Here is a 22,859-nt window from a genome sequence, read left to right on the forward strand (position 1 = left end):
TTCTACCGCCTCCCGAGCGGCAGGGCTTCGACACCGAAGACTGCCGGAGACACAGTGATGCCTAGTTCGGCAAAGCGGTCAAGAAACCGGGGACGGATTCCGGTCGGAATGGGTTTGCCAAGGAAACGACCGTGCTGGTCGATCCCCGCGGAATAGTCGAACAAGAAGGCATCCTGCAAGGTCACGATGTCTCCTTCCATTCCCTGCACCTCGGTGACGTGGGTGACTCGGCGCGTTCCGTCGCGCAACCGGGTGACTTGGACCAGGAGGTCCACCGCGGAGGACACTTGCTCACGGATGGCACGGAGGGGCAGGTCCATTCCTGCCATGAGCACGAGCGTTTCCAGACGTGCGATGGCATCGCGCGGTGAATTCGCGTGCACGGTTGAGAGCGATCCGTCGTGACCGGTGTTCATGGCCTGCAACATGTCCAGGGATTCACCGCCACGCACTTCGCCCACAATGATTCGATCCGGCCTCATGCGGAGGGAATTGCGAACGAGGTCGCGTATGCCGATCGCGCCCTTGCCCTCGATGTTCGGAGGACGGCTTTCCAAGCGGACCACGTGCTGTTGCTGTAGCTGGAGTTCCACGGCGTCTTCGATGGTCACGATACGGTCATCCTCAGGGATGAATGACGACAAAACGTTGAGCAGAGTGGTCTTACCGGTGCCCGTTCCGCCTGAGACGATGACGTTCAAACGCGCGCGAACGCATGCGCTTAGCAGTTCTGCGATTTCAGGCGTGAGCGAACCCCATTCAACCAGGTTCTGCACAGTGAGGGGGACGTGGCTGAATTTCCTGATCGTGAGGGACGGCCCGTTCACTGCGAGCGGAGGAATTATCGCATTGACACGAGAGCCGTCCTCCAGCCTTGCATCCACGAGGGGCGAGGATTCGTCGATGCGACGCCCTACGCGAGACACGATCCGCTCAATGACTTTCCGAAGATGATCATCTGAACTGAACTGGGCACCCGTCAAGGAGAGGTGGCCATGGCGTTCGATGTAAATCTGGTCAAATCGATTAACCATGATCTCAGTGACGGAGGGATCCTCCAGTAGGCGCTGAAGGGGGCCATAACCCATCACCTCATCCGCGATCTCCCGAATGAGGCGTCTACGCTCCTCCGGCGAGAGGGGAACCTGCTCCTGGTCGATAACAATCGAGAGCTCATCAACGGCCAAGGCGCGAAGCTCGTCCTCGGACGACGATGTATCGCCGAAGCGCGTTCCCATCCGCTCAAACAGGGCCTGGGCTGCACGCTGTTTTAGTCCCGCCAGAGCATCAACCGCTGGCGACTCGTGGCCCCCGGGCATTGACAGCGGCGATGCAGTCCGAGCAACTTGCGTCAATGATGGGGCCGCAAGGAGCGCAGGAGCCCCCGCCGATGGCGGGTTGATGCCCTCGGACAAATCCGGGTTGGTGCCGGCCAATTCGCGAGAAGGCTGTGAGCTGGAGAGTCGGGCTGAAAGTTTCATGAGACAACCACCCGTCGGTGTTGTTGGTTGTGGGTGGTTGATACCCACTTTGGATCGAAGCGGTCTACAAGCTTCTTCAAGCCCTTGGAGGCGGCATCCCGTGTGGCGCCCTGCAGAACAGGGATTCCTCGATTAGTCGTGAAAGGCAGTGTCCGTGAACGGGGAATGACCGTGTCGATCGGCACCCCGATGGTCGCCTCGACATCCTGCACCGAGATTCCGCTTCTCCGATCGGCGAAGTTCAACACGGTATGTCTACCCGCGGGGAGAAGCTGCAGCTCCTTCAGCACGCTGAAGCACTTGCGAAGGCCGCGTATGCTCGGGACGTCCATCCCGCATACCCACACGCCGTCCGTAGCCAGTTCCAACGTTGCCAGGCAATGTTCGCCGAGTCCCGGGGCCGTGTCCACGACAACATACTTGAATTCGCCGGCCAACTGATTGATGAGCTGCGAAACGTGATCCGCAGTGATGTAGTCCGACTCTGCCGGCGTCCTTGGAGCACAAAGCGCGTAAATACCCGCGGGGTGCACGGTGAGAAAGGCTTTGAGGACCATGGAATCCTGGGAGGCCGCCCCGCGGACTGCTTCCGTGATCGAGTGCTCAGGTTCAAGCAGCAATCCAGAAGCAACGTCCCCGAACTGCAGGTCAAGGTCAACGATGACGACGCTCATGGGTGCCAGCTTCCCCAACCCGATTGCCAGGTTTGTTGCAACAGTGGTCTTCCCCACACCACCTTTGGGAGACATAACCGCGACCACGCGTCCCCGCGATTGGCCTGGATCTGCGGCAGGGGCCATCCCACGACGACGGCTGGCTGAGGCCAGGCAGGCTCGCTCGAGCAACACGCGGAGTTCGTTGACGTCTATTTCCGGGGTGACCACGTCGCGGATGCCGGAGTGCATAGCTCTCAGGATGAGGTCCGGGCTTGGTTCTGCAATAAGCAACAGGCTGATTTCCGGATACTGGAGATCAAAGACGGTCGCGAGTTTCAGGGCGCTTTCAGGCGTCACGCCCGGGCCGAGAATCAGGACCTCCGGCGGTGCACCATTGAGCTGCCTGAAAACGTCGTCTGGTCCGCCGGACAAGACTTCCGGGGACAACGTCTGCAGTTCTCCGTGGAGCGCACCGGCGATGGCTTGGCGCACGCGACCCTCAAAATCGCGAACTGCAGTGATGGCTACAAAGCGACTCATCAGTACAGCCCTCCGAAGGTGGTGACTGGGGGATTGCTCTTCTTGGTTGTGTCAGTTTGTTTGGCGAGCCACAGAGTGCCAAATTCCGCACTGTAGACCATCTTTGAAGCGTCCGCGTCGCTCCTAGCCACAGTTACGAAGGCAGAACCATTGGGCATGGCCACCGCCGGGTCTGCGGAAGTGGAGCCGGCCTTCTGTGTTGCCGGTGGGGCCTGTTGCACGGCAATCACGAGGACATCGTGGAAGAGAAGTCCTGTTGATTGTTTCGATCCCGCTGGAATGCTCGTGCCCGCGGGCGCCGCCTCGTCGGTCTTAAACGAGGTGTAGACGGTGACTTTGTCGCCTGCGGCAAGCCGACCGCCGAGAATCCGTTCGGGTGTGAGCAGGAAAGTGACTTCCGTCATACCGTCTGGAGCGGGTACCGTTCCCGGAACCAGTTCTCCGGGTGCCACCAACCGGGATGCAATTAGCTGCTCCCCAGGCGCCAGGTTGACAGCGGTAACCTTTCCGTTCTGGGCAGCCAGTTCGTGGAGGGCGCCTTCGGCGACCGCTGACTGCGGCATGGATTTCAGTTGGACCCTACTGCCGAGATCCTCGGCTTTTGTTCCAGCGGGAATCGCATCATTGACAACGAGTACATTTACGGGGTCCAGTCCCTTCACTGCCCTGGCATCGGCACCCTGTACGTACACAACAAGTAGTACAGCTCCGACAACTGCCAGCAGCAGCGCTGCGATGCCTCCCAGTAGGCGTGATTTCATTTGACTAGCTCCTTTTCAAAATCCCAGATCAGTTGTATTGGCGAAGCGAGGTCCAGGAACTACCCCGTAAGCGCGATCACGGATGCCCCAAAGTTGGGAACTCCTCCGCCGAGCGACATTCCCTCTTGGAGGGAAACAAAACGTACGAAATAGCCCTGAAGTCCGCGGCAGTTGCCGGTGCAGCTGGGTGCGGCAGGATCATTAACGCCTCCCGACCCGCTGAACTTGTAGCCCGTTACTTGGAATGCGCCAAACCCGACGAGGGTGTAGGTCGCATTGCTCCCGTTGCCTGTGGCTGAGCTGAAGAGAGGAACCAGCGCGGGCTTGTCCATGAGGGCGGAAAGAACCGCGTTGCAGGCAGGGTCGTTCGGGAAGTGATTTCCGGGCTGCCCGTTGACTTGTGCTGAAATGCTGATGTTGGTAGAGCAGCCCGTATTGGTAACTAGCCAGCCAAATCCGCCCGGCTCGTAGCCATTCTGTGCGGCACATCCCGGATACGTCGGGGCGTTCGTGTCGTAACGCAGCAGGATATGGGTCGGCACCGGATCGCCAGTGAAACTCCCGGTGGACTGCAGTTGTGACAGTTGGCTAGGGGTGAGGTACTTCTTGAAGACGCACTCACTCATCGTCCAAGGGAGGGTCGTCCCCGAAGAAGGCGCCCCCCAGGACGCTTGGGCAACGGCTCGAACGTCGGCGGAATTGATCCCGAGCACTCTCGCGAAGAACAAGGAGAAGCTGTTCGACCCAGTGCCGGCGTCGCGGGAATTTGTTTCGACACGCACCGTGGTCGCCTGCGGGAAAGTGATTGATGAGACTCCGCTTGAGCCGTCGTTGGCGTTACCGTTGGCAAGCAGTGATGCTGTCGTACTGGTACTCCCGCAACTGCCGGCGGCGCAATCGCGGGCTATCGCGAGGGCCGAAGCGTCGGCCCCGTTCTGCAGTTGGGCCTTTTCCGCATATAGGGCGCCGACGTCGACGGCGAGAGCTGCGAACCCGAGCAGGACCACGAGGAGCATCGCTACGATCAGAGTCGTTGCTCCCTGCTCCCTGCCACCGGAAGCATCAACGTTCCGACGAGCAGTTGAGCGGATACTTTTCAGCCGCCGCATCTCATTACCCCCACTCCAGTCATGGCCAATGGAAAGATTCTCGGTGCCCCGAAAAATCCGGCGTCCAGGAATCCCGTCAAAGACGTAAGGGTGATCTTGGTGGTAACTGTGACGTTCGAACCCGGCGCGCAACTTGAGGCGTTATTAGTGACCGTCATTCCCAGTCCATTTAGTGATGGCGCAGCATTCTGCGCCGCGCCGGTGACGTCGGGGTTGGAGTCCGCGTAGTGGATGGCTGCATATCTTGCGCCTTCCCGGGCGGCCTCTGTCAAGGAAACTTGAACGTTCAGCACCCGCCCAAACTCAATGATTCCCATGAGAATCAGCAGCAGCAGCGGGAGGACAATCGCCAGTTCGACGGCTACTGCACCACGTTCTTTCTGTTTCGCCTTCAAGAACATCTCCCAGAGTTAGTTCCAAATAACGGGAATCGCCCAGTGGTGACAGTGGGGTCTTCGTATTAACCTGTTTGGCTCCGGCTGCGGCTCTCGCCACAACCGGAGCCAAACGACGAAATGCAGACTAGAGTTTGCCAGTGACGTTAGTGAACAGTGCAGCGATCGCCGTTCCCAGCGGACCGACGGCCGCCAGGACTACGACGGCGATAAGAGCGACCATGATGCCGTATTCCACCATCGTCGCCCCCTTTTCGGAATTGATCCGCTCCTTGACGCCGGCGATGAATGAAACAACGGAGAGCATGAGAGTTGACATTGGATGAACCTTCCCAGATAAGTGAATTTTTCTACGAATTCCAACCGTCCACATATCCCGTTTGGCGGTTCGGTTTTCGTTAGGACAAGAATTGCCCGCGGAAGGGTTAACAAACAATGCGTAGTGGTACTCGTCTTTTTAGCGAAGAGTCGGGACAACTACTCGAAGCGGCGGCGAGGGTACTTGGTTTTTCTGGCTAAGTACTACTCAAGCCACGAGGCAGTGGTGGCCTGTGGGCCTGAAGGGGTCCGCGAAGATTGCCCGCATGTCACGAAACGAGGAGTACCACTCCAATTGCCGTGGCGAACATGAGTCGGCCTGTAAACGACCTTGGAAAGGCTTGATTCTGCGCTTCAGCAGCAACATCAGCACTTTCGTAACCCCGACCACCATGAAGCCCCTCGGTCCCCCGCAGAACAGCTATGTCCATCCCAAGTAGCCCAGGTGCATCCCGAGTGGTGCTGGGGGGCCTCACGTCGCCCGTCCGAGGCCGCCCGGAGAAACTAGTCCAAGAAATATGTACCAAAACACAGAATGACGCGGCCGCTGCCGCGCGCATCAGTTCAGGCCCATGAATCGCAGCGGCAAATGGTCTGGCTAATTTGCTCATGCCGCGAGCGATGGCCGGCGAAAATGATGCTTCTATGTCTGTCAAGTAGTCGTAGGACCTGGGGAACCGCCGGTCAGCTTTGTCCCGTCGTCCAGCCAGGTTCGGGGGATGCCAAAGGAAAATCGCTTCTTGCCGTACACCCGTGGGCGAGGGGCCAGGAACGGTTCCGGCGGAAGTTTTGCGGTCCATTTTCGCGGCAACCTATTGTGAAGCCTTGACTCGTAGTCTGATTTGAACCGGACGGAGAAGCCATGGCCGAACGTCAGATGCACGGTGCCTGGGTGCTGTATCTGTTGCCGTCCTCTGCTTTCGCAGCCTTCCTCGCCTGCCTCATAAGAGACGTCTGGCATTGGTTCTGACGGGGCCTCCAGTGTCGAGGCTGGTGGCGTCGGGTTGAGGATGTGCATGATCGCGCCGGCCACTACCCCAATAGTGATCCGGAGATTGTGTACAGCCGGTCAAGTGGTCCACGTCTGCGGGATGGTTTGGCGGGCTTTGCCCGAATCGGACAGTTGCATCAGTGTGAACCGTCCCGGGTTTGATGCCGCTATCTTCTCCGTGGGCCGGTTCATACGCGAAGAAGGCATGAACGGCCTCATTAGAGGCCGCAAGACTCGCATCACAATCCTCGGCAAGGACGGCCGGCGTGCTGGCGACCTGCTGAATCGCGACTTCACCGTCCCGGCCCCGAACCAGATCTGGGTGACCGATTTCACCTACGTGCCGGTCTACTCCGGATTCGTCTACGTCGCATTGATCATCGACCTGTACTCCCGGGCAATCGTCGGGTGGGAGACGCCAACGATCAAGGACACCGCGTTCGTCGAACACTGCCTGTGGATGGCACTGTGGCGCCGCGAGCACACCGGCCGGCCGGAACCGGCAGGACTGATCCATCACTCGGATGCGGGCAGCCAGTACACCTCCATCCGGTACACCGAGACCCTGGCCCTGGAGGGCCTGCAGCCATCCATTGGCAGCGTCGGTGATGCCTATGACAACGCTGCCGCGCAGACCGTGATGGGGCTCTTCAAGAACGAAGCTGTCGCGAAGGATTCACCGCTCCGCGCCGGGGCGTTGAAGACCGAAACCGACGTGCTGGAGATCGTCTTCGAGTGGGTCCATTGGTACAACACCGAAAGCCTGCAACTATGGAGTATGAATGGGTCCTTCGGCAGGCTTTCGAGAGGCTTGGACCCATGGAGCGCGATGTTTTGACGTTGTGCGTAGTCGAAGGACTGAGTATCAGAGAAACGGCCACCGCCCTCAAGGTCGCCGAGCACAGAGTAATCGAGGCTGGACCGGGCCAAAGCAAGGCTCGGAATTTGTACCGGGAAGTGTCCAACGAGCATGCCATTGATGATGAGGCTGTTCACTGACGGAGGGAATCACAGGGGCATACGAGTTCCAGAGTGACAGGAGCGAGGTGCTTCGACGCCAGCTCGTGGAGATGACGTCGACGCCCGCACGGACATCGGCCAAGGAGTGAGCGACAATGCACTTGGCGGGTTTCGTTCATGCCACGCCAGGGATGCCGCCGGAGTCGAGCCGGACGCAGCGAGCAGTCGTGATGCTGCGCAGGCTACCCACCAAGATCAAAGCAGTGTTTCTTGGGTTGGTCCTTGTGGGCGCTGCTGGAGGTGAGGCCGCCCTGGTTCTGGCCCCTGTGGACAATTCCCTGGACGCGTCGAGGATCATCGAGTCGCTGTCCAGACCACAACAGGAAACGGACAAGCTTCCCGGCCCGGCGCTGGCCATCCTGCCCAAAGACCTGAACATCGATCCCTCGCAGACTGGGCTCTTGGGAAAGAGCAATGACTACACGTATTACGGTGCGCCTGCAAGCGGCAAAGATCTGTATTGTCCCTGTCAACTCCACTGGGCAGGGCCGAGCCATGGGGGTGCACGCTCCTGAGAAGCTTCGAAGCCTACGGATTGAAGGTGGAATCACCGGAGCGGACCGAAGCCGGTTGGTTGGTCGTTCCTGACAGTGCGAAGAAGGCCTTGGAGTCCGCCAAGAGTGAGGGCAGGTGGAGCGAGCAGGCGCCGAACTTCCTAGTGCGAACGAACCACTAACCGCTCTTATCTATAAGTGGATCCAGGGCCTCCGATCCCTAGGCTGCCAAACTACAGTGATTTGCATCGGCGAAGAGGAACTGCAAGGTGACCGGCATACATATTGATCTCGCATTGGACGCCATCGAAAAGACGATCTGGTCCCGCGAGAGGCCCCGGAATCGGGACGATACTCAAAGAAGAACATCGCCGCGGTCAGCCTGCATGGGGGCCAGTGACTTGGCCTCGTGGCAATCGGAGTAGGCGGAAACACAGGAGTAGGGTTAAGCACCGAAAGGGCGCTCTTAGCTCGGGTAAACAACGGTCTCGACGACCACAATTTTTCCCAAAACCAGAGCGCCCTTGTTCGGCACGTCGAGCAATCCTTCCGGAGGAGCAAGACAGACCTGCGGGCCTCGCGAATGTTCGCCCGTCATCACGACGCGGCACGCGGCCAAGATACACCCAAGATTGTGTTCTGCGCGCGCTCTAGCCGAATGAAACAAGTCAGGACAAACGATGAAGTGGCGGACTATATACCGGCAGTGATGCCATTGAACATTGCAGCGATTGCCGTTCCCAGCGGGCCGACGGCCGCCAGGACTACGACGGCGATAAGAGCCACCATGATGCCGTACTCCACCATCGTCGCCCCCTTTTCGGAATTGATCCGCTCCTTGACGCCGGCAATGAATGAGACAACAGAAAGCATGAAAATGGACATTGTAAAGACTCTCCCCAGATAGGTGAATTTTTTTATGAAAACCGGTCGCCCAGATACCCTGATGGGCGGTTCGGATTCGGTAGGACAAGAATTGCCCGTGGAAGGGTTAACAAACAATGGGTAGTGGTACTCGTCTTTTCACTGACCGGTAGTGAGGACTACTCGCTCGCGTGGCGTGACTACTTGGTTTTCTGGCTAGCTAATACCCGAGCTGAGGGGCAGCAGTTGCTCGGGGGCACGATGGGTAGCTTGCAACCGGCTCAAGCTTTACCCCGCAAGTAACACCGCTCCAATTGCAGCGGCGAACATGGCCGGTCCATGAGCTACCTCGGAGGGCTTGATTCCGCGCTTCAGGAGCAAGAGCAGCACCGTCATCACCCCACCCACCACGAATCCGAGCAGACCCCCGTAGAACACGTGGCTCCAGCCCAAGTAGCCCAAGTACATTCCGAGTGGCGCTGCGAGCTTCACATCGCCCATTCCGAGGCCGCCAGGGGAAATTAATCCAAGGATTAAGTATCCGAGGAACAAGATGACGCCTCCAGCAGCTGCGCGAAGCAGGGCAGACCAGTCCGGAACCAGCACAGCGGATGTGGTTAACAGGACAAAGCCGGCAGAAAGCAGCAACAGCACCAGGGGGTTCGGGAGTAAATGGTATGCAACGTCCAAGCGCGACAATTGCACCGCCAGTGTCGCTAAGAGCAGGTAGGCAGGGAGGGTCGGTGAGAAACCAAACCGGAGCGTCAGGAGGGCAAACAGCGCCGCGGTAGCCACCGCCGTCGTGATCCGGGTAATGAGGGAGGGGAGCCCGCCGAGCCGCGGCAGGGACCGAGTGATCAGAACCTCCGCCAGAGGGCTCGTGAGCAGCCCTAGGAGCCCGAGGGCGGCCACAAGCAAGGGCTGGGCGGCAGTTACTGTCATGGCATCTCCTAGGAGCTTAGAATGGGCCTCAGTTGTTCGCGCTGGTTGCCAGCCTATTTTGACCCTGACGCTCCTTGCCGCTATTGTAGATAGTCGTTGTGCGTGTCCTTTCTCGATGACACATGCCCGCTTGGGGATCCAGTTGCAGGATCGTCAACCCGACAGGCATATCGGGACTTCGGGATGACTGGTACATAGAGCCCTCACCTCTGCTCCGGTAACGCATACCTAGTAGGCACACGCTTCAAGCGTGCCGCCTAAAACATGAACGCCAGAACAAGAACGAGGCAAAACCGTGCGTACGTACACCCCGAAGCCCGGCGATATCAACCGCCAGTGGCACGTCATCGATGCCACCGACGTTGTCCTTGGTCGTCTTGCCAGCCAGACCGCAACACTGCTGCGCGGAAAGCACAAGCCGACCTTTGCGTCCCACATGGACATGGGCGACTTCGTCATCATCATCAACGCTGAAAAGGTCGCCCTGACCGGCGCCAAGCTGGAGCAGAAGCGCGCATACCGCCACTCCGGCTACCCGGGCGGCCTGACCTCCGTCAACTACGCGGAGCTGCTGGAATCCAACCCGGTCCGCGCTGTGGAGAAGGCCATCAAGGGCATGCTCCCGAAGAACTCCCTCGCTGCACAGCAGCTGGGCAAGCTCAAGGTTTACCGTGGTGCAGAGCACCCCCACGCAGCCCAGCAGCCCAAGACTTTCGAAATCACCCAGGTCGCCCAGTAGTCCTGGCCACCAAACAACTTTTAATCAAGGAGAATCGTGGCTCAGAACGAAGAACTGACCGCCGAAGCCGTCGAGGCCGAGGAAACCCTTACCAGCTACACCTCTGAAAGCTCGGCTGCCGAAGCCGCGCCGAAGAAAGAGCGCCCGGCACTGACCGTTGCCGGTGCTGCTGTTGGCCGCCGCAAGGAAGCCGTTGCACGCGTTCGCGTTGTACCCGGCTCCGGCAAATGGATCATCAACGGCCGCGAGCTGTCGAACTACTTCCCGAACAAGCTGCACCAGCAGGACGTCAACGAACCCTTCAAGATCCTTGACCTTGAAGGCGCCTACGACGTCATCGCCCGCATCCACGGCGGTGGCCCCTCCGGCCAGGCCGGTGCTCTGCGCCTCGGTGTTGCTCGCTCGCTGAACGAGATCGACGTCGAGAACAACCGCGCCACCCTGAAGAAGGCCGGCTTCCTGACCCGTGACGCACGCGTCATCGAGCGCAAGAAGGCTGGTCTCAAGAAGGCACGCAAGGCTCAGCAGTACTCCAAGCGCTAAAAATGCTTTGGGCGCTTCCGGCGCCTTACGACAGCCCGTCCCGCCGTTTGGCGGGGCGGGCTGTCGTCGTACTTTGAACTACTTGGTGAGGAGGTAGAAGGACGCTCCATCGACGGTCTCGGGCTGGAAGTTGCCTTCCACCCACCGCACGATACGCGCCGATTCCCCTCGCCCCTCAACCGTCAAAGGTGGGAGGTTCTGGATCACAAACGATCCGACACTTCCTTGGCGGACCATCGTTTGGAATTGCTCCAGCGTCGGGAAGGGATCTGTGCCGTCGAAACCACCCACTGCCAGGATCGCCCTGGAGCTGTCCAGCTGATAGTTGGCGGCCGTCTCCGAGCCGACGACTGCGGCCGACCACGGCACTGACGCCGGGCTTGCCTTAATCCTGCTGAGGACTCCCTTAGCCGGCACGTCGCCAAACATGACCGCGGTGAAGGTCGGTGGCGTCCCCGGCGGCAGTTGAGTCCGATCAGGATGATCTGATCGAATGCCCAAGGTGCTGGGCCCGGCGACAACTCCTGCTCCGACGTGCGGACTCAATACCGTGTTTACAGACCAGATCGCGGGACCCAACAAGATTGAGGCCCCTATTAATAGAGCGGGTACCGTTTGACGTTGCTTTTTGACGGGTGGAAGCAACGCGATGGCGACTGCCAGGCTTCCTGCGGCCAACAAAGCCGGGGGCACCCAAGGGAATTCCGAGACGGACCGGGATACCGTAATGAACCCCAAGATCAGGCAGGTGGCCAACACGAGACCAGACGCCAGGCGGACTGATCCGCTTGCTAAGCGGCGCGCAAGATGGGTTGCCGTAAACGCGGCTAGGCAACTGAGCGGCGGTACGGTTGAGATGGCGTAATAGGGATGGACGATGCCTGTCATCATGGCGAGGACCGTGGCCGAACAAACAAACCACGCGGCGCAGAGGACCAAAAAAGAGCGCTGTTGCGACGTGCCAAGTCGACGAATAACGAACCATAGGGTGATACCGACTCCAGCAATCGCGAGCGGGAGAAACCATGCGAACTGGGCCGAGAACTGCGGTTGTAGGAAGCGAGTGATCCCCGGGTCAAGCTTCTGGTAGAGATCCGCACTAGGGCCAGATAGCGTGTGACTGGCATCCTCGCCGGTCAGCCGATCCAGCCCGTTGTATCCCAGGGTCAACTCCCAGATGCTGTTGGATCGGGAACCGCCTATGAAAGGCCTCCGGGCAGGATCAGCCGTCTGCGCGATGATGAACCACCAGCCCGATGCCACGACTGCGGCGAGCAACCCGGCCCCAAGGTGGAGCAGTCTGACAAGTACGGAGAACCTGGCGAAAACAACGTATGCCAGTACGATCGCCGGCAGGATCAGGGCAACTTGTAGCTGCTTCGCGAGGAACCCTGCGCCGACCAGGGCGCCTGCAATGAGCAACCAGCGCAGCTTCCCCCGGTCGATTGACTCCAGGGTCGCGAAGGCCGTCCCGATCATGAGCAGAGTCAGCAGCGCATCCGGGTTGTTGTACCTGAACATGACGGTGGCCACGGGGGTAACCGCGAAGAAAAGCCCTGCGAGCAAGCCAGTTGCTGGGTCGGTCCGCTTCGTCACCATCCGATACAGCAAATAGACGCTGAGTACTCCCATCAGAGCTTGGGGCAGGAGGATGCTCCATGAGTTGAGGCCGAAAATCCGCACGGAGAGGGACATGATCCACAATGACAGTGGAGGTTTGTCAACGGTTATTGCATTTCCCGGGTCTGAGGAACCGTAGAAAAAAGCCGTCCAATCTTCCGAACCCGCCATGGCGGCGGCCGAGTAGTAGGAGTTTGCCCAACCGTTTCGGTCGAGTCCCCACACATAGAGGAGTGACGCCAAAGCAAGAAGGCTCAATAGAGCCGGCCGCTGCCAGGCAGGACTCAGGGGATTCCCACGAAACCACTCCCGAATGACCTGGGAACGGTCTCCGACGACGGCATCCGGGGCTAATTGTCCGGGAAGTCGGCTGGTTTTGTTGCTCAAACTGCCAGCTGCTTAATGGTGGCCACGCCGCGCCGTTCCTCCGACTGCCGAACCCGGAAAACCCAGATACGGAGCAGAACGAAGCGGACAAGAGTGGCGAATATGTTTGCGCAGGTCAGGACAAAAAGCTCAGTGCTGGGCGATGCGTCCGGGTGAATGGCATGTAGCAATACCAGGGAAGAAGAAGTGATCCCCCAGGCGACCAGGAAAACCACCAGGCCTTGAAACTGTTGGGTGAACTGCCGCTCGGGTCCGTGAATCCTGAAGGTGAAGCGGCGGTTGGCGGCCGTGTTTGCGATGGCCGTGAGCAACAGGGCCAGGAAGTTTCCCTGCTGTGGGCCAAACGGGCCCTGGAATAGCAGATACAGCAAAGCAAAAGCGAGAGTGGAGAACGCGCCGACGATTCCGAAACGTATCACTTGGCCGAAAAAACTTGGCCGTGTTGGCATGGCGATAGGTCCTCGCCCCAGCTCCGCGTATATCGCTTGCAAAGGGATATTTCCCTTCATCATGGAACCGGCGACGCGTACGAGGCCCTTGATATCGTCGACGGCCGTTTGGCGGATATCCACCCTGCTGTCTGGATCGTCGATCCAGTCGACTGGAATCTCGTGGATTCGAAGCCCTGCCCGCTCGGCCAGGATCAACAGCTCGGTGTCGAAGAACCAGCAGTTGTCCTCCACATAAGGAAGCAACCGATGCGCGACTTCCGCCCTGACAGCCTTAAAACCACACTGGGCGTCGGAAAACTGGACCTGCATGGTCCGTTTAAGAATCAGGTTGTAGCTCCGGGAGATGAATTCCCGTTTGGGGCCCCTGACCACCCTGGATGTGCGGCCAAGCCGGGTGCCGATGCTGACATCCGAGTGTCCGGAAAGCAGGGGAGCGATGAGCGGAGGCAAAGCCGCCAAATCGGTTGAGAGATCGACGTCTACATATGCCAGAACTTTGGCTTCGGACGATGTCCAGGCGTCGCGGAGCGCGAATCCCCGCCCTTTAGTCTCGAGGCGCCGATAACTGACATTCGGAACCTCATCAGCGAGCTTCCGCGCAATTGAACCGGTCGCGTCAGTGCTCGCGTTGTCGGCAATCGTGATTTTCCAGCTGTACAACAATTCCCGGGAAAGATAGTCGACAAGCCGGTAAATGCTTCTTTCGAGTATGGCGGACTCGTTGAAAACGGGGACAATTATTTCGAGCGCCAAGCCCCCAGAGCTAGGTGTCATGCGGCAATCGTAGATTCTTGTTAAGGTGCATTACTAGAGTGGAGCAGAAAGCGCAAGTCAAGTAGTTCCACTCTAGCGATCGCGCGGCTGAAGGGGTATCAAAGGGCTCCGGGACTCGTTCCTTCGACCCCTGCAACCGTCGTCTAGACTGGGACGCGATGGCTAGATTATTTGGAACAGATGGCGTGCGTGGTCTCGCCAATGGATTGCTCACCGCGGAGCTTGCTCTTCAGTTGGCCCAAGCAGCTGCGGTGGTCCTTGGCCACGAACGTGCAGCCGACGGAAAGCGGCCCCGCGCCGTGGTGGCCCGGGATCCCCGCGCCAGCGGGGAGTTTATCGCTGCAGCGGTGGAAGCCGGACTTTCAAGCTCCGGTATTGACGTCTACGACGCGGGGGTGCTGCCTACGCCAGCGGCGGCCTACCTCATCGCCGATCTCGATGCCGATTTCGGGGTGATGATCTCGGCCTCGCACAACCCTGCACCGGACAACGGCATCAAGTTCTTTGCCCGCGGCGGCCAGAAGCTCCCGGACGAGGTGGAGGACGCAATCGAGGCCCAACTCGGCAAGGAACCTTCACGTCCTGTGGGCGGCGACGTCGGCCGCATCCAGCGCTTCTCGGACGCCGAGGACCGCTACATCGTCCACTTGCTCGGCACCCTGCCGCACCGCCTCGAAGGTCTCAAGGTTGTCCTGGACTGCGCCCACGGCGCAGCCAGCGGTTGTTCCCCGCAGGTCTTCGCCAGCGCCGGCGCCGAAGTTGTGGTGATCGGTGCCGAACCCGACGGTCTGAACATCAACGACGGCGTCGGTTCCACCCACCTTGGCCAGCTCAAGGAAGCGGTCGTCAAGCATGGTGCGGACTTCGGCATTGCGCACGACGGCGACGCCGACCGCTGCCTGGCCGTGGACCACGAAGGCAACGAGGTTGACGGTGACCAGATCATGGCGATTCTGGCCCTCGCGCTGAAGAAGTCCGGAAAACTGAAGGACGACGTCCTGGTAGCCACCGTGATGAGCAACCTCGGACTCAAGATCGCCTTGCGCGAGGCTGGAATCAGGCTCCGCGAGACCGCGGTGGGGGACCGGTACGTCCTGGAGGCAATGCGCGAAGGCGGCTTCAGCCTTGGGGGAGAGCAGTCGGGCCACGTGATCTTCTCCGATTACGCCACTACCGGCGACGGTGTCCTGACCGGTCTGCAGATTGCCGCCCAGGTGGCCGGCACGGGCCGGACCCTCCAAGACCTTGCCCGCGTCATGACCAAGCTGCCGCAACTCATGATCAACGTGAAGGGCGTGGACAAGTCACGTGCCGCCACGGATGAAGGCGTCGCCGCTGCAGTGGCTGCCGCCGAACTCGAACTTGGTGACACCGGCCGGGTGCTCCTTCGGCCATCGGGCACCGAAGCGCTGGTGCGTGTGATGGTGGAGGCGGCGGACATGGAAACCGCCACCCGCATATGCACTGAACTGGCCGGCGTCGTCGAAGACCGCCTCGCTATTCCGCGCGAACTGGCCCTATAGGTCGAAAAAGCAGCAAACAACTGTGGCCCGTCTCCGTGAGGAGGTGGGCCACAGTTATTTCAATATGCCTACCGTTGGACCAAATTGTCCCGGATCTCGGTGAGGAGCGTGACGGTGGGATCGGCAGCCGGCTCTTCTTCCGAGATGCCCAACTTTGGCGTTCCGGCGCTCGATGAGGTGGTGCAGGTCTCCCTGGTTAATCAACCGCTAGGGGTAGCCTGGCGCCGCTTCGAGCCCAAAGTACTCCTCGAGGGTGCCGATACCACGGTTGGCCATATCCGTTGCAGCCTCAATCCCGATAAACCGCAAATGCCACGGCTCGTAGTAATAGCCGGTGATTTCATTGAGCATCCACGGGTACCTGACAACAAATCCGTACTTGTACGCGTTGGCCTTGGCCCAAACGGCGGCTGGCTGATCAGCGAAGCAGGGCTCGAAGCTGCACGCCCCGCCGCCGTCGCCGATATCGAATGCCCATCCGGTCTGGTGCTCCGAGAAGCCGGGACGCGCGGAGGCCGTGTCCGCCGAGGCCTGGCCGCGCGTGCTCACATAGCCGTTGTACGTGGCGGTCTGGGTCTGGAAGGAACGGTATCCAGAGGCCAAGGTCATGGTGACTCCGGCCGAGGCGGCCGCGGCAAAGAGCTTTTCGGCTGCTCCGGCGGTGGTGCTGTTGAGCAGGGACGCCTCTCCGCTGACCGCGAGTTGCACGCGGGGCTGTGCCAAGTCGGCAGGGACAAACTGCAAGGGGCTCAGTGGCCGGTGCTTATTGACGATGACCCACTGGCTCGCGGGGTCGCTCAGGGAAAACTGTCGGGACAGAACCGCTGAGGGCGGAGCCTTCGACGGCGGTGCGCCCGACGGCGGCCCGCTCGCCGCTCCGGAGGGCACCGCCGTCGTGGTCGCTACTGTCGGCGTCGGCGTCGCGGTTTGGGGACCCGAGGGAGGCGGTGAGGCCGTGGGCGGGGCGGCCCGGCCATCCGGGGTGCAGGCCGCCAAGGCAGCCATTCCCGCACCTGCCGCGAGCAGCGTCGCGAACGACCTTCGGCTGGGGGCACGGTTATGGCACATCCGTGCTAGACCTTTCGGAGCAGCATGCGGCGGATGGAATGGTCCGCGTCCTTGGTGAGGACAAGTTGGGCCCGGCCACGGGTAGGGAGCACGTTTTCCTCAAGGTTGGGTTCGTTGATGCGCTTCCAAATGCCGCGTGCGGTAGCTTCCGCTTCGGCGTCGGAGAGCGTCGCGTAACGGTGGAAGTAGGATTCGGGCTGGGCGAACGCAGTGGTCCGAAGCTTGCGGAAACGGTCCACGTACCAGTCTTCGATGTACGAGGTCTTGGCGTCAACGTAAATGGAGAAATCAAAGAAGTCGCTCAGGGCCAGGCCTTGCCGGCCGTCCTGCCGGGGACGGGCGGGTGCCAACACGTTGAGGCCCTCGACGATGAGGACGTCAGGCCGCCGGACCACCACTTCCTTGTCCGGGACGATGTCGTAGGTGACGTGCGAGTACCAAGGAGCGCGGACCTCTTCGGCGCCCCCCTTGATCGCACTCACGAATCGAAGCAAGGCCCGGCGGTCGTAGGATTCCGGAAAGCCCTTCCGTTCAAGCAGATGCCGGCGCTTCAACTCGGCGAGGGGGTACAGGAAACCGTCGGTGGTGATGAGTTCGACGTTCGGGGTGCCGGGCCAGCGGCGGAGCATTTCGCGCAGCACGCGGGCGATTGTGGACTTGCCGACAGCTACCGAACCTGCGACGCCGATCACGAAGGGCGTGCGCTGGGTCTGCTCGCCAAGGAAGGTGGTTGTGGCTGCATGAAGCTGTTGTGATGCCTGGACATAGAGGTGCAACAAACGGGAGAGCGGCAGGTAGACCTCCCGGATTTCCTTCATGTCCAGGGGATCACCGAGGCCGCGAAGCCGAATGATGTCCTCTTCGTTAAGCGGCTGCTCCATCTGTGCCGCCAGCCGGGACCACGTCTGCCTGTCCAGCTCCACGAACGGAGAGGAGCTGTCGCCGTTCGCTTCATTGCGTTGCAAAGTCACTATAGAGATTCTGCCCCTCTGGTGGCTGATCCGGAAATACAGCATGAACTCTGGGCAGATTTTTGTGTGAGGATGCTCTCCGGAAAAGGTACGCGGTCCGGCATATTCCGCGGCCTGGCCTGCTTGCGGGCCCGGATATCCTACCTCCGTTCCGCGGGGCTACCGCTACTCTAGTAGGCATGTGTGGAATCGTAGGTTACGTTGGCAATTCATCCCGCCGGGCAGATGCCGGGCACTCAGCCCTCGATGTCGTGCTTGAAGGACTCCGGAGGCTCGAATACCGGGGCTATGATTCAGCCGGAGTTGCAGTGGTGGCTCATGGAACCATCACAGCCCGGAAGAAGTCCGGAAAACTGAGCAATCTACTGAACGAGCTCGAGGACAATCCGCTCCCCGACTCGCTGACGGGCATCGGCCACACCCGTTGGGCCACCCACGGCGGACCCACCGACCAGAACGCCCATCCGCATCTGGCCGACGGCGGACGACTGGCCATGATCCACAACGGAATCATTGAAAACTTCGCCGAGCTCAAGCAGGAGCTCATCGCCAAGGGTGTCACTTTCGAATCGGAGACGGACACCGAGGTAGCGGCAGCACTTCTGGGCGATATTTTCCGCAACCAGCTCAACGGTGACTCATCCAACGGCAAGCTCACCAAAGCGATGCAGCTTGCCTGCCAGCGGCTCGAAGGCGCGTTCACGCTCCTCGCCGTGCACGCAGAGCGGCCGGACGTGGTGGTCGCCGCCCGTCGCAACTCCCCCCTTGTCGTAGGACTGGGGGAAGGCGAGAACTTCCTTGGATCCGACGTCTCCGGTTTCATCGACCACACGCGCCGCGCCGTCGAGCTGGGCCAGGACCAGATCGTCACCATCACCGCCGACACCGTGGAGATCACGGACTTCTTCGGGGCCCCCGCCAAGGGCAAGGAATACCACGTTGACTGGGACCCGGCTTCGGCGGAAAAGGGCGGCTTCAGCTCTTTCATGGAGAAGGAAATCCACGACCAGCCCGACGCAGTCACCCAGACCCTCCTCGGCCGCTCGGACATTAACGGCCAGCTGACTTTGAGCGAGCTCCGGATCGACCCCGCGCTGCTGAAGCAGGTCAACAAGATCATCGTCCTGGCTTGCGGCACGGCCGCATACGCCGGAATGGTCGCCAAGTACGCCATCGAGAACTGGTGCCGCATCCCCACCGAGGTGGAGCTCGCGCACGAATTCCGCTACCGCGATCCGATCGTAGACGCGAACACACTGGTGGTGTCCATCAGCCAGTCAGGCGAAACCATGGACACGCTGATGGCCGTCCGTTACGCCCGTGAGCAGGGCGCCAAGACGATCTCCATCTGCAACACCAACGGATCCACCATCCCGCGCGAATCCGACGCCGTTCTCTACACCCACGCCGGCCCGGAAATCGCAGTCGCCTCCACCAAGGCGTTCCTGGCCCAGATCACCGCCGCTTATCTCCTTGGTCTCTACCTGGCCCAGCTTCGCGGGAACATCTTCTCCGGCCAGATCAAGGACGTCCTGGCGGACCTTGGCAAAATACCCGCACACATCCAGAAGATCCTCGACAACGCAGGCCCCCTCCGCGAGCTCGCCCGCAGCATGAAGGACGAGAAGTCGGTGCTCTTCCTGGGCCGCCACGTGGGCTTCCCGGTGGCACTCGAGGGCGCGTTGAAGCTCAAGGAAATCGCGTACATCCACGCTGAAGGGTTCGCCGCCGGTGAGCTCAAGCATGGTCCGATTGCGCTGATCGACGAGGGGCAGCCCGTCTTTGTGGTGGTTCCGTCGCCGCGGGGCCGCGATTCCCTCCATGCGAAGGTGGTCAGCAACATCCAGGAAATCCGCGCCCGCGGTGCGCGCACCCTGGTGATCGCCGAGGAAGGCGACGAAGCCGTGCGGGCTTACGCCGAGCACGTTTTCTACGTCCCTCAGACGCCCACGCTCCTGATGCCGCTTCTCACGACGGTTCCGCTGCAGATTTTTGCCGCAGAGCTGGCCAAGGCCAAGGGGTACGACGTGGACCAGCCGCGCAACCTGGCCAAGAGCGTGACCGTAGAATAGCCGCATGATTGTTGGCATAGGCGTAGACGTCGTAGACATAGAGCGTTTCGGGCGCCAACTTGAACGGACCCCGGGCCTTCGTGACCGTTTGTTCGTTCCCGCGGAGCGCGAACTCAACACGCGGTCCTTGGCCGCCCGTTTCGCGGCCAAGGAAGCAGTGGCCAAGGTGCTCGGAGCTCCAGCGGGCATGAACTGGCAGGACTGCTGGATCGGCCTGGACCAGAACGGCCCCACTATCCAAGTGAAGGGCACCGTACTGGCTGTTGCCGAGTCCATCGGCGTGAAGCGCTGGCACGTGTCCATGAGCCACGATGGCGGAATCGCCACTGCCATGGTCATCGCGGAAGCCTAGCAGCGCAAGCAACCATGATCAGCGCCTTCACCGGGACACAAATCAGGGCAGCGGAACAACCGCTCCTCGATACCGGCGAAGGCGCTGTTCTCATGCAGCGCGCGGCACACGGGCTGGCAAACGCCGTCGTGCGTGAACTCCGCTCGGCAGGCCGCAGCCTTTACGGCTCGAGCGTTACGGTGCTGGCGGGCAAAGGCAACAACGGCGGGGACGGCCTCTACGCCGCGGCAATGCTCGCGAGGCGTGGCATGCGCACGACGGCGGTACTCACCGCCGGTTCCGCCCATCCTGACGCGCTCGCGGCTTTCGGGGCTGCCGGCGGACGCGTCCATGTTTTGGACGAGGAAAACCCCGAAGAACTAGCCGTGCTGACTGCCGGCGACGACGTTGTCATTGACGCGATCCTGGGCACGGGTGCCCGGGGCGGCCTTGGCGGCTCTGCCGCGGAATTGATTGCTGCCTTGGAGGAGCTAAGGCCCCAATTGGTTGTGGCCTGCGATATCCCCAGCGGAGTGGACGCCGACACAGGCGAGGTCCACTGGCCCGTATTGACAGCGCGGCTGACCGTGGCATTCGGGGGAGTCAAAGCCGGACTGATGGCCGACCCGGGTGAGGGCTGTGCCGGCAAGGTGTTGATCGTACCTATCGGCATCGAGGAGTATCTTCCGGCACCTGCGCTGCGCCGCTTCACCGCCCTTGACCTGGCTGCCGTCCTGCCGGACCCGGGGCGCCGGGCCCAAAAGTACACCAGGGGAGTCCTCGGCGTCGTGGCAGGTTCCGAGCGCTACACCGGAGCCGCGGTGCTCTGTGTCGAGGCCGCGTCCGCGGCCGGTGCGGGAATGGTGCGGTACCTCGGCCCGGAAGTCGTGGCGCGGCAGGTCCTGGCTCGAACGCCCGAAGCCATCTGGGAGCCAGCCGAGCCCGGCAGGGTCCAGGCGTGGTTGCTCGGTCCTGGCCTGGACGGAGCCGGGCAACTCGACCGTGCCCGCGACGTATTGGACGCCGCGGCCGGCGCCGGCCAGCCCGCCGTCGTCGACGCCGGAGCCTTGGAGCTCCTGCCGGAACGCTGCCCGCCGAACTGGATTCTCACCCCGCACGCCGGGGAACTCGCGGCACTTCTTGGCCGGGGCGAAGTGCGCGTCACGCGCGAGGACGTGGAATCGCGGACCATGCACTTCGCCCGGCTTGCGGCCGAGCACACCGGTGCCGTCGTCCTGCTCAAAGGTGCCACAACGGTGGTTGCTTCGCCGTCCGGGGCGGTCTTCAGCCAGTCGGACGGATGCCCGTGGATGTCAACGGCAGGCAGCGGGGACGTCCTTGGCGGGATAGTCGGCGCGCTGGCTGCAGCCTACGCGGAATCCGGGCTGGACGACGACGGGCCGTTCGCCGCGCTGGGAATCTCCCTCGATGAGCGCTGGGCAGCGGTAGCCGCCGTCGGCGCCAGCATCCACGGAATGGCAGGCAGCGCAGCCTCGGCGGGTGGGCCATTGGCCGCTTCCGATATCGCCCGGGCGGTCCCGGGCGTCTTCCGATTTCTCGGTGAACATCGCGCCGGATGACTCTGGATGTTCCTTGAAAGTCACATAGTCTCGCTAGGCTGGCAGAAAGTTATCCGGCAATTGAAGGAGAACACATGGACGTTTGGCCAGGAAGCGCATACCCGTTGGGGGCCACTTTCGATGGCACGGGAACCAACTTCGCGCTGTTCAGCGAGAAGGCGGAAAAGGTGGAATTGTGTCTCTTTGACGACGATGGGGACGAAATTTCCTACACGGTCAACGAGGTGGACGGCTATGTATGGCATTGCTACCTGCCGCACGTCCAGCCCGGACAGAAGTATGGCTACCGCGTGCACGGTCCGTATGACCCTGCCGCCGGGCAACGCTTCAATCCCAACAAGCTCCTCCTGGACCCTTACGCCAAGGCCGTCCACCGGCAGATCGACTGGGACCCGGCGCTCTTCTCTTACAACATGGGAGATCCGGATTCCCGGAACGACAAGGATTCGGCGCCGCACATGATGTTGGGCGTGGTCATCAACCCGTTCTTCGACTGGGCCGGCGACCAGCAGCTGCGCATCCCGTACCACCGCTCCGTGATCTACGAGGCGCACGTCAAGGGCCTGACCCAGCTCCACCCCGAGGTTCCGGAGGAGCAGCGCGGCACGTACGCCGGCGTGGCCCACCCGGCCGTGATTTCCCATCTGCAGAAGCTCGGGGTGACGGCCATCGAACTCATGCCCGTCCATCAATTCGTCAATGACGGCATCCTGCAGGACAAAGGGCTGAACAACTACTGGGGCTACAACACGATCGGGTTCTTTGCCCCGCACAACAGCTACAGCTCCAAGGGCGACACCGGCCAGCAGGTCCAGGACTTCAAGGCCATGGTCAGGACGTTGCACACGGCAGGCATCGAGGTCATTCTCGACGTCGTGTACAACCACACCGCCGAAGGCAACCACCTTGGCCCGACGCTGTCCTTCAAGGGCATCGACAACTCCGCGTACTACCGTCTGATGGAGGGCGATCTCAAGCACTACATGGACTACACGGGTACCGGCAACTCGCTGAACGTCCGCAGCCCGCATTCGCTGCAGCTGCTGATGGACTCCCTGCGGTACTGGGTCACCGAAATGCATGTGGACGGCTTCCGCTTCGACCTCGCCTCCACCCTGGCCCGGGAGTTCTATGACGTGGACAAACTGTCGACCTTCTTCGAGCTCATCCAGCAGGATCCGGTGGTTTCGCAGGTCAAGCTGATCGCCGAGCCGTGGGACGTCGGCCC

At 61.0% G+C, this 22,859-nt stretch carries 21 protein-coding genes; 9 read left to right on the forward strand and 12 right to left on the reverse strand.

All coding sequences use genetic code 11. The annotated features are described in order from the left end of the window. Positions 1-2 precede the first annotated feature (2 nt). The 6 genes from AB0323_RS05235 to AB0323_RS05260 form a co-directional block, all read right to left on the reverse strand. Positions 3-1,481 carry a CpaF family protein gene (locus AB0323_RS05235; RefSeq protein WP_366176392.1) on the reverse strand — a complete coding sequence of 493 codons (1,479 nt, stop codon included), beginning with the start codon at positions 1,479-1,481 and terminating at the stop codon, positions 3-5. Next, positions 1,478-2,677 carry an AAA family ATPase gene (locus tag AB0323_RS05240; protein WP_366176393.1) on the reverse strand — a complete coding sequence of 400 codons (1,200 nt, stop codon included), beginning with the start codon at positions 2,675-2,677 and terminating at the stop codon, positions 1,478-1,480. Before AB0323_RS05240 ends, AB0323_RS05235 begins: the two co-directional genes overlap by 4 nt. Then, a complete protein-coding gene (locus AB0323_RS05245; RefSeq protein ID WP_366176394.1) occupies positions 2,677-3,438 on the reverse strand; it encodes an RcpC/CpaB family pilus assembly protein in 762 nt (253 codons plus the stop codon). The genes AB0323_RS05240 and AB0323_RS05245 overlap by 1 nt, the downstream gene beginning before the upstream one ends. Positions 3,439-3,497: 59 nt before the next feature. Then, the gene (locus AB0323_RS05250) at positions 3,498-4,538 is read right to left on the reverse strand and encodes a pilus assembly protein TadG-related protein (protein WP_366176411.1); all 1,041 of its coding nucleotides are present in this window, start codon (positions 4,536-4,538) and stop codon (positions 3,498-3,500) included. Further along, complete coding sequence (locus AB0323_RS05255; RefSeq protein ID WP_366176395.1) at positions 4,535-4,942, reverse strand: TadE/TadG family type IV pilus assembly protein; 408 nt, start codon at positions 4,940-4,942, stop codon at positions 4,535-4,537. The genes AB0323_RS05250 and AB0323_RS05255 overlap by 4 nt, the downstream gene beginning before the upstream one ends. A 127-nt stretch (positions 4,943-5,069) precedes the next feature. Beyond that, the gene (locus tag AB0323_RS05260) at positions 5,070-5,261 is read right to left on the reverse strand and encodes a Flp family type IVb pilin (RefSeq protein ID WP_366176396.1); all 192 of its coding nucleotides are present in this window, start codon (positions 5,259-5,261) and stop codon (positions 5,070-5,072) included. 1,090 nt (positions 5,262-6,351) lie between these two features. Here AB0323_RS05260 and AB0323_RS05265 point away from each other — a divergent pair. After that, the gene (locus AB0323_RS05265; protein WP_366176412.1) at positions 6,352-7,089 is read left to right on the forward strand and encodes an IS3 family transposase; all 738 of its coding nucleotides are present in this window, start codon (positions 6,352-6,354) and stop codon (positions 7,087-7,089) included. Between the two features lie 277 nt (positions 7,090-7,366). Then, a complete protein-coding gene (locus AB0323_RS05270; RefSeq protein WP_366176397.1) occupies positions 7,367-7,786 on the forward strand; it encodes a hypothetical protein in 420 nt (139 codons plus the stop codon). Positions 7,787-8,458: 672 nt separating this feature from the next. Here the strand turns inward: AB0323_RS05270 and AB0323_RS05275 are convergent. Continuing rightward, positions 8,459-8,638: a Flp family type IVb pilin gene (locus AB0323_RS05275; protein WP_366176398.1), complete on the reverse strand. Its 180-nt coding sequence runs from the start codon at positions 8,636-8,638 to the stop codon at positions 8,459-8,461. Positions 8,639-8,917: 279 nt separating this feature from the next. Beyond that, entirely contained in the window at positions 8,918-9,571 is a 654-nt protein-coding gene (locus AB0323_RS05280; protein ID WP_366176399.1) for a prepilin peptidase, read from the reverse strand. Positions 9,572-9,866: 295 nt separating this feature from the next. Between AB0323_RS05280 and rplM the strand changes: the two genes are divergently transcribed. Together rplM and rpsI are read left to right on the forward strand one after the other, a co-directional pair. After that, positions 9,867-10,310, forward strand: a complete 444-nt coding sequence (gene rplM / locus AB0323_RS05285) for a 50S ribosomal protein L13 (protein ID WP_024817563.1) — start codon at positions 9,867-9,869, stop codon at positions 10,308-10,310. Positions 10,311-10,346: 36 nt separating this feature from the next. Further along, positions 10,347-10,853, forward strand: coding sequence for a 30S ribosomal protein S9 (gene rpsI, locus AB0323_RS05290; RefSeq protein ID WP_366176400.1), 507 nt, complete (start codon positions 10,347-10,349; stop codon positions 10,851-10,853). Between the two features lie 78 nt (positions 10,854-10,931). On the opposite strand, the gene AB0323_RS05295 is transcribed toward rpsI, so the two are convergent. Both AB0323_RS05295 and AB0323_RS05300 read right to left on the reverse strand, forming a co-directional pair. Next, complete coding sequence (locus AB0323_RS05295; protein ID WP_366176413.1) at positions 10,932-12,644, reverse strand: glycosyltransferase family 39 protein; 1,713 nt, start codon at positions 12,642-12,644, stop codon at positions 10,932-10,934. A 212-nt stretch (positions 12,645-12,856) separates the two neighbouring features. Next, entirely contained in the window at positions 12,857-14,086 is a 1,230-nt protein-coding gene (locus tag AB0323_RS05300) for a bifunctional glycosyltransferase family 2/GtrA family protein (RefSeq protein WP_366176401.1), read from the reverse strand. A gap of 158 nt (positions 14,087-14,244) precedes the next feature. Between AB0323_RS05300 and glmM the strand changes: the two genes are divergently transcribed. Next, positions 14,245-15,609 (forward strand): phosphoglucosamine mutase, encoded by a 1,365-nt coding sequence (gene glmM, locus AB0323_RS05305; RefSeq protein ID WP_366176402.1) that lies wholly within the window; start codon positions 14,245-14,247, stop codon positions 15,607-15,609. Between the two features lie 207 nt (positions 15,610-15,816). Here glmM and AB0323_RS05310 read toward each other — a convergent pair whose 3' ends face one another. Then, on the reverse strand, positions 15,817-16,677 hold the full coding sequence (locus tag AB0323_RS05310; protein WP_366176403.1) for a M15 family metallopeptidase: 861 nt from the start codon (positions 16,675-16,677) through the stop codon (positions 15,817-15,819). Positions 16,678-16,682: 5 nt separating this feature from the next. Further along, positions 16,683-17,693: a type I pantothenate kinase gene (gene coaA / locus AB0323_RS05315; RefSeq protein ID WP_364534983.1), complete on the reverse strand. Its 1,011-nt coding sequence runs from the start codon at positions 17,691-17,693 to the stop codon at positions 16,683-16,685. A 134-nt stretch (positions 17,694-17,827) separates the two neighbouring features. On the opposite strand from coaA, the gene glmS reads away from it, so the two are divergent. The 4 genes from glmS to AB0323_RS05335 form a co-directional block, all read left to right on the forward strand. Beyond that, on the forward strand, positions 17,828-19,720 hold the full coding sequence (gene glmS / locus AB0323_RS05320; protein WP_364534980.1) for a glutamine--fructose-6-phosphate transaminase (isomerizing): 1,893 nt from the start codon (positions 17,828-17,830) through the stop codon (positions 19,718-19,720). 4 nt (positions 19,721-19,724) lie between these two features. Beyond that, a complete protein-coding gene (locus AB0323_RS05325) occupies positions 19,725-20,072 on the forward strand; it encodes a holo-ACP synthase (protein WP_364534977.1) in 348 nt (115 codons plus the stop codon). A 14-nt stretch (positions 20,073-20,086) separates the two neighbouring features. Continuing rightward, positions 20,087-21,631: an NAD(P)H-hydrate epimerase gene (locus tag AB0323_RS05330; RefSeq protein ID WP_366176404.1), complete on the forward strand. Its 1,545-nt coding sequence runs from the start codon at positions 20,087-20,089 to the stop codon at positions 21,629-21,631. A gap of 74 nt (positions 21,632-21,705) precedes the next feature. After that, a partial coding sequence (locus AB0323_RS05335) for an alpha-amylase family glycosyl hydrolase (protein WP_366176405.1) occupies positions 21,706-22,859 on the forward strand: 1,154 nt, incomplete at its 3' end.

The organism is Arthrobacter sp. NPDC080031 (genome assembly GCF_040702485.1).
GTDB lineage: Bacteria > Actinomycetota > Actinomycetes > Actinomycetales > Micrococcaceae > Arthrobacter.

What these genes read in the sequence shown, in the direction of transcription:
- AB0323_RS05330 (WP_366176404.1), top strand. Translation starts at nt 20,087, where the DNA reads ATGATCAGCGCCTTCACCGGGACACAAATCAGGGCAGCGGAACAACCG.
- AB0323_RS05265 (WP_366176412.1), top strand. Translation starts at nt 6,352, where the DNA reads ATGGTTTGGCGGGCTTTGCCCGAATCGGACAGTTGCATCAGTGTGAAC.
- AB0323_RS05245 (WP_366176394.1), bottom strand. Translation starts at nt 3,438, where the DNA reads ATGAAATCACGCCTACTGGGAGGCATCGCAGCGCTGCTGCTGGCAGTT.
- AB0323_RS05300 (WP_366176401.1), bottom strand. Translation starts at nt 14,086, where the DNA reads ATGACACCTAGCTCTGGGGGCTTGGCGCTCGAAATAATTGTCCCCGTT.
- AB0323_RS05275 (WP_366176398.1), bottom strand. Translation starts at nt 8,638, where the DNA reads ATGCTTTCTGTTGTCTCATTCATTGCCGGCGTCAAGGAGCGGATCAAT.
- AB0323_RS05270 (WP_366176397.1), top strand. Translation starts at nt 7,367, where the DNA reads ATGCACTTGGCGGGTTTCGTTCATGCCACGCCAGGGATGCCGCCGGAG.
- AB0323_RS05295 (WP_366176413.1), bottom strand. Translation starts at nt 12,644, where the DNA reads ATGGCGGGTTCGGAAGATTGGACGGCTTTTTTCTACGGTTCCTCAGAC.
- glmM (WP_366176402.1), top strand. Translation starts at nt 14,245, where the DNA reads ATGGCTAGATTATTTGGAACAGATGGCGTGCGTGGTCTCGCCAATGGA.
- AB0323_RS05325 (WP_364534977.1), top strand. Translation starts at nt 19,725, where the DNA reads ATGATTGTTGGCATAGGCGTAGACGTCGTAGACATAGAGCGTTTCGGG.
- AB0323_RS05260 (WP_366176396.1), bottom strand. Translation starts at nt 5,261, where the DNA reads ATGTCAACTCTCATGCTCTCCGTTGTTTCATTCATCGCCGGCGTCAAG.
- coaA (WP_364534983.1), bottom strand. Translation starts at nt 17,693, where the DNA reads ATGCTGTATTTCCGGATCAGCCACCAGAGGGGCAGAATCTCTATAGTG.
- AB0323_RS05310 (WP_366176403.1), bottom strand. Translation starts at nt 16,677, where the DNA reads ATGTGCCATAACCGTGCCCCCAGCCGAAGGTCGTTCGCGACGCTGCTC.
- AB0323_RS05240 (WP_366176393.1), bottom strand. Translation starts at nt 2,677, where the DNA reads ATGAGTCGCTTTGTAGCCATCACTGCAGTTCGCGATTTTGAGGGTCGC.
- AB0323_RS05280 (WP_366176399.1), bottom strand. Translation starts at nt 9,571, where the DNA reads ATGACAGTAACTGCCGCCCAGCCCTTGCTTGTGGCCGCCCTCGGGCTC.
- glmS (WP_364534980.1), top strand. Translation starts at nt 17,828, where the DNA reads ATGTGTGGAATCGTAGGTTACGTTGGCAATTCATCCCGCCGGGCAGAT.
- AB0323_RS05235 (WP_366176392.1), bottom strand. Translation starts at nt 1,481, where the DNA reads ATGAAACTTTCAGCCCGACTCTCCAGCTCACAGCCTTCTCGCGAATTG.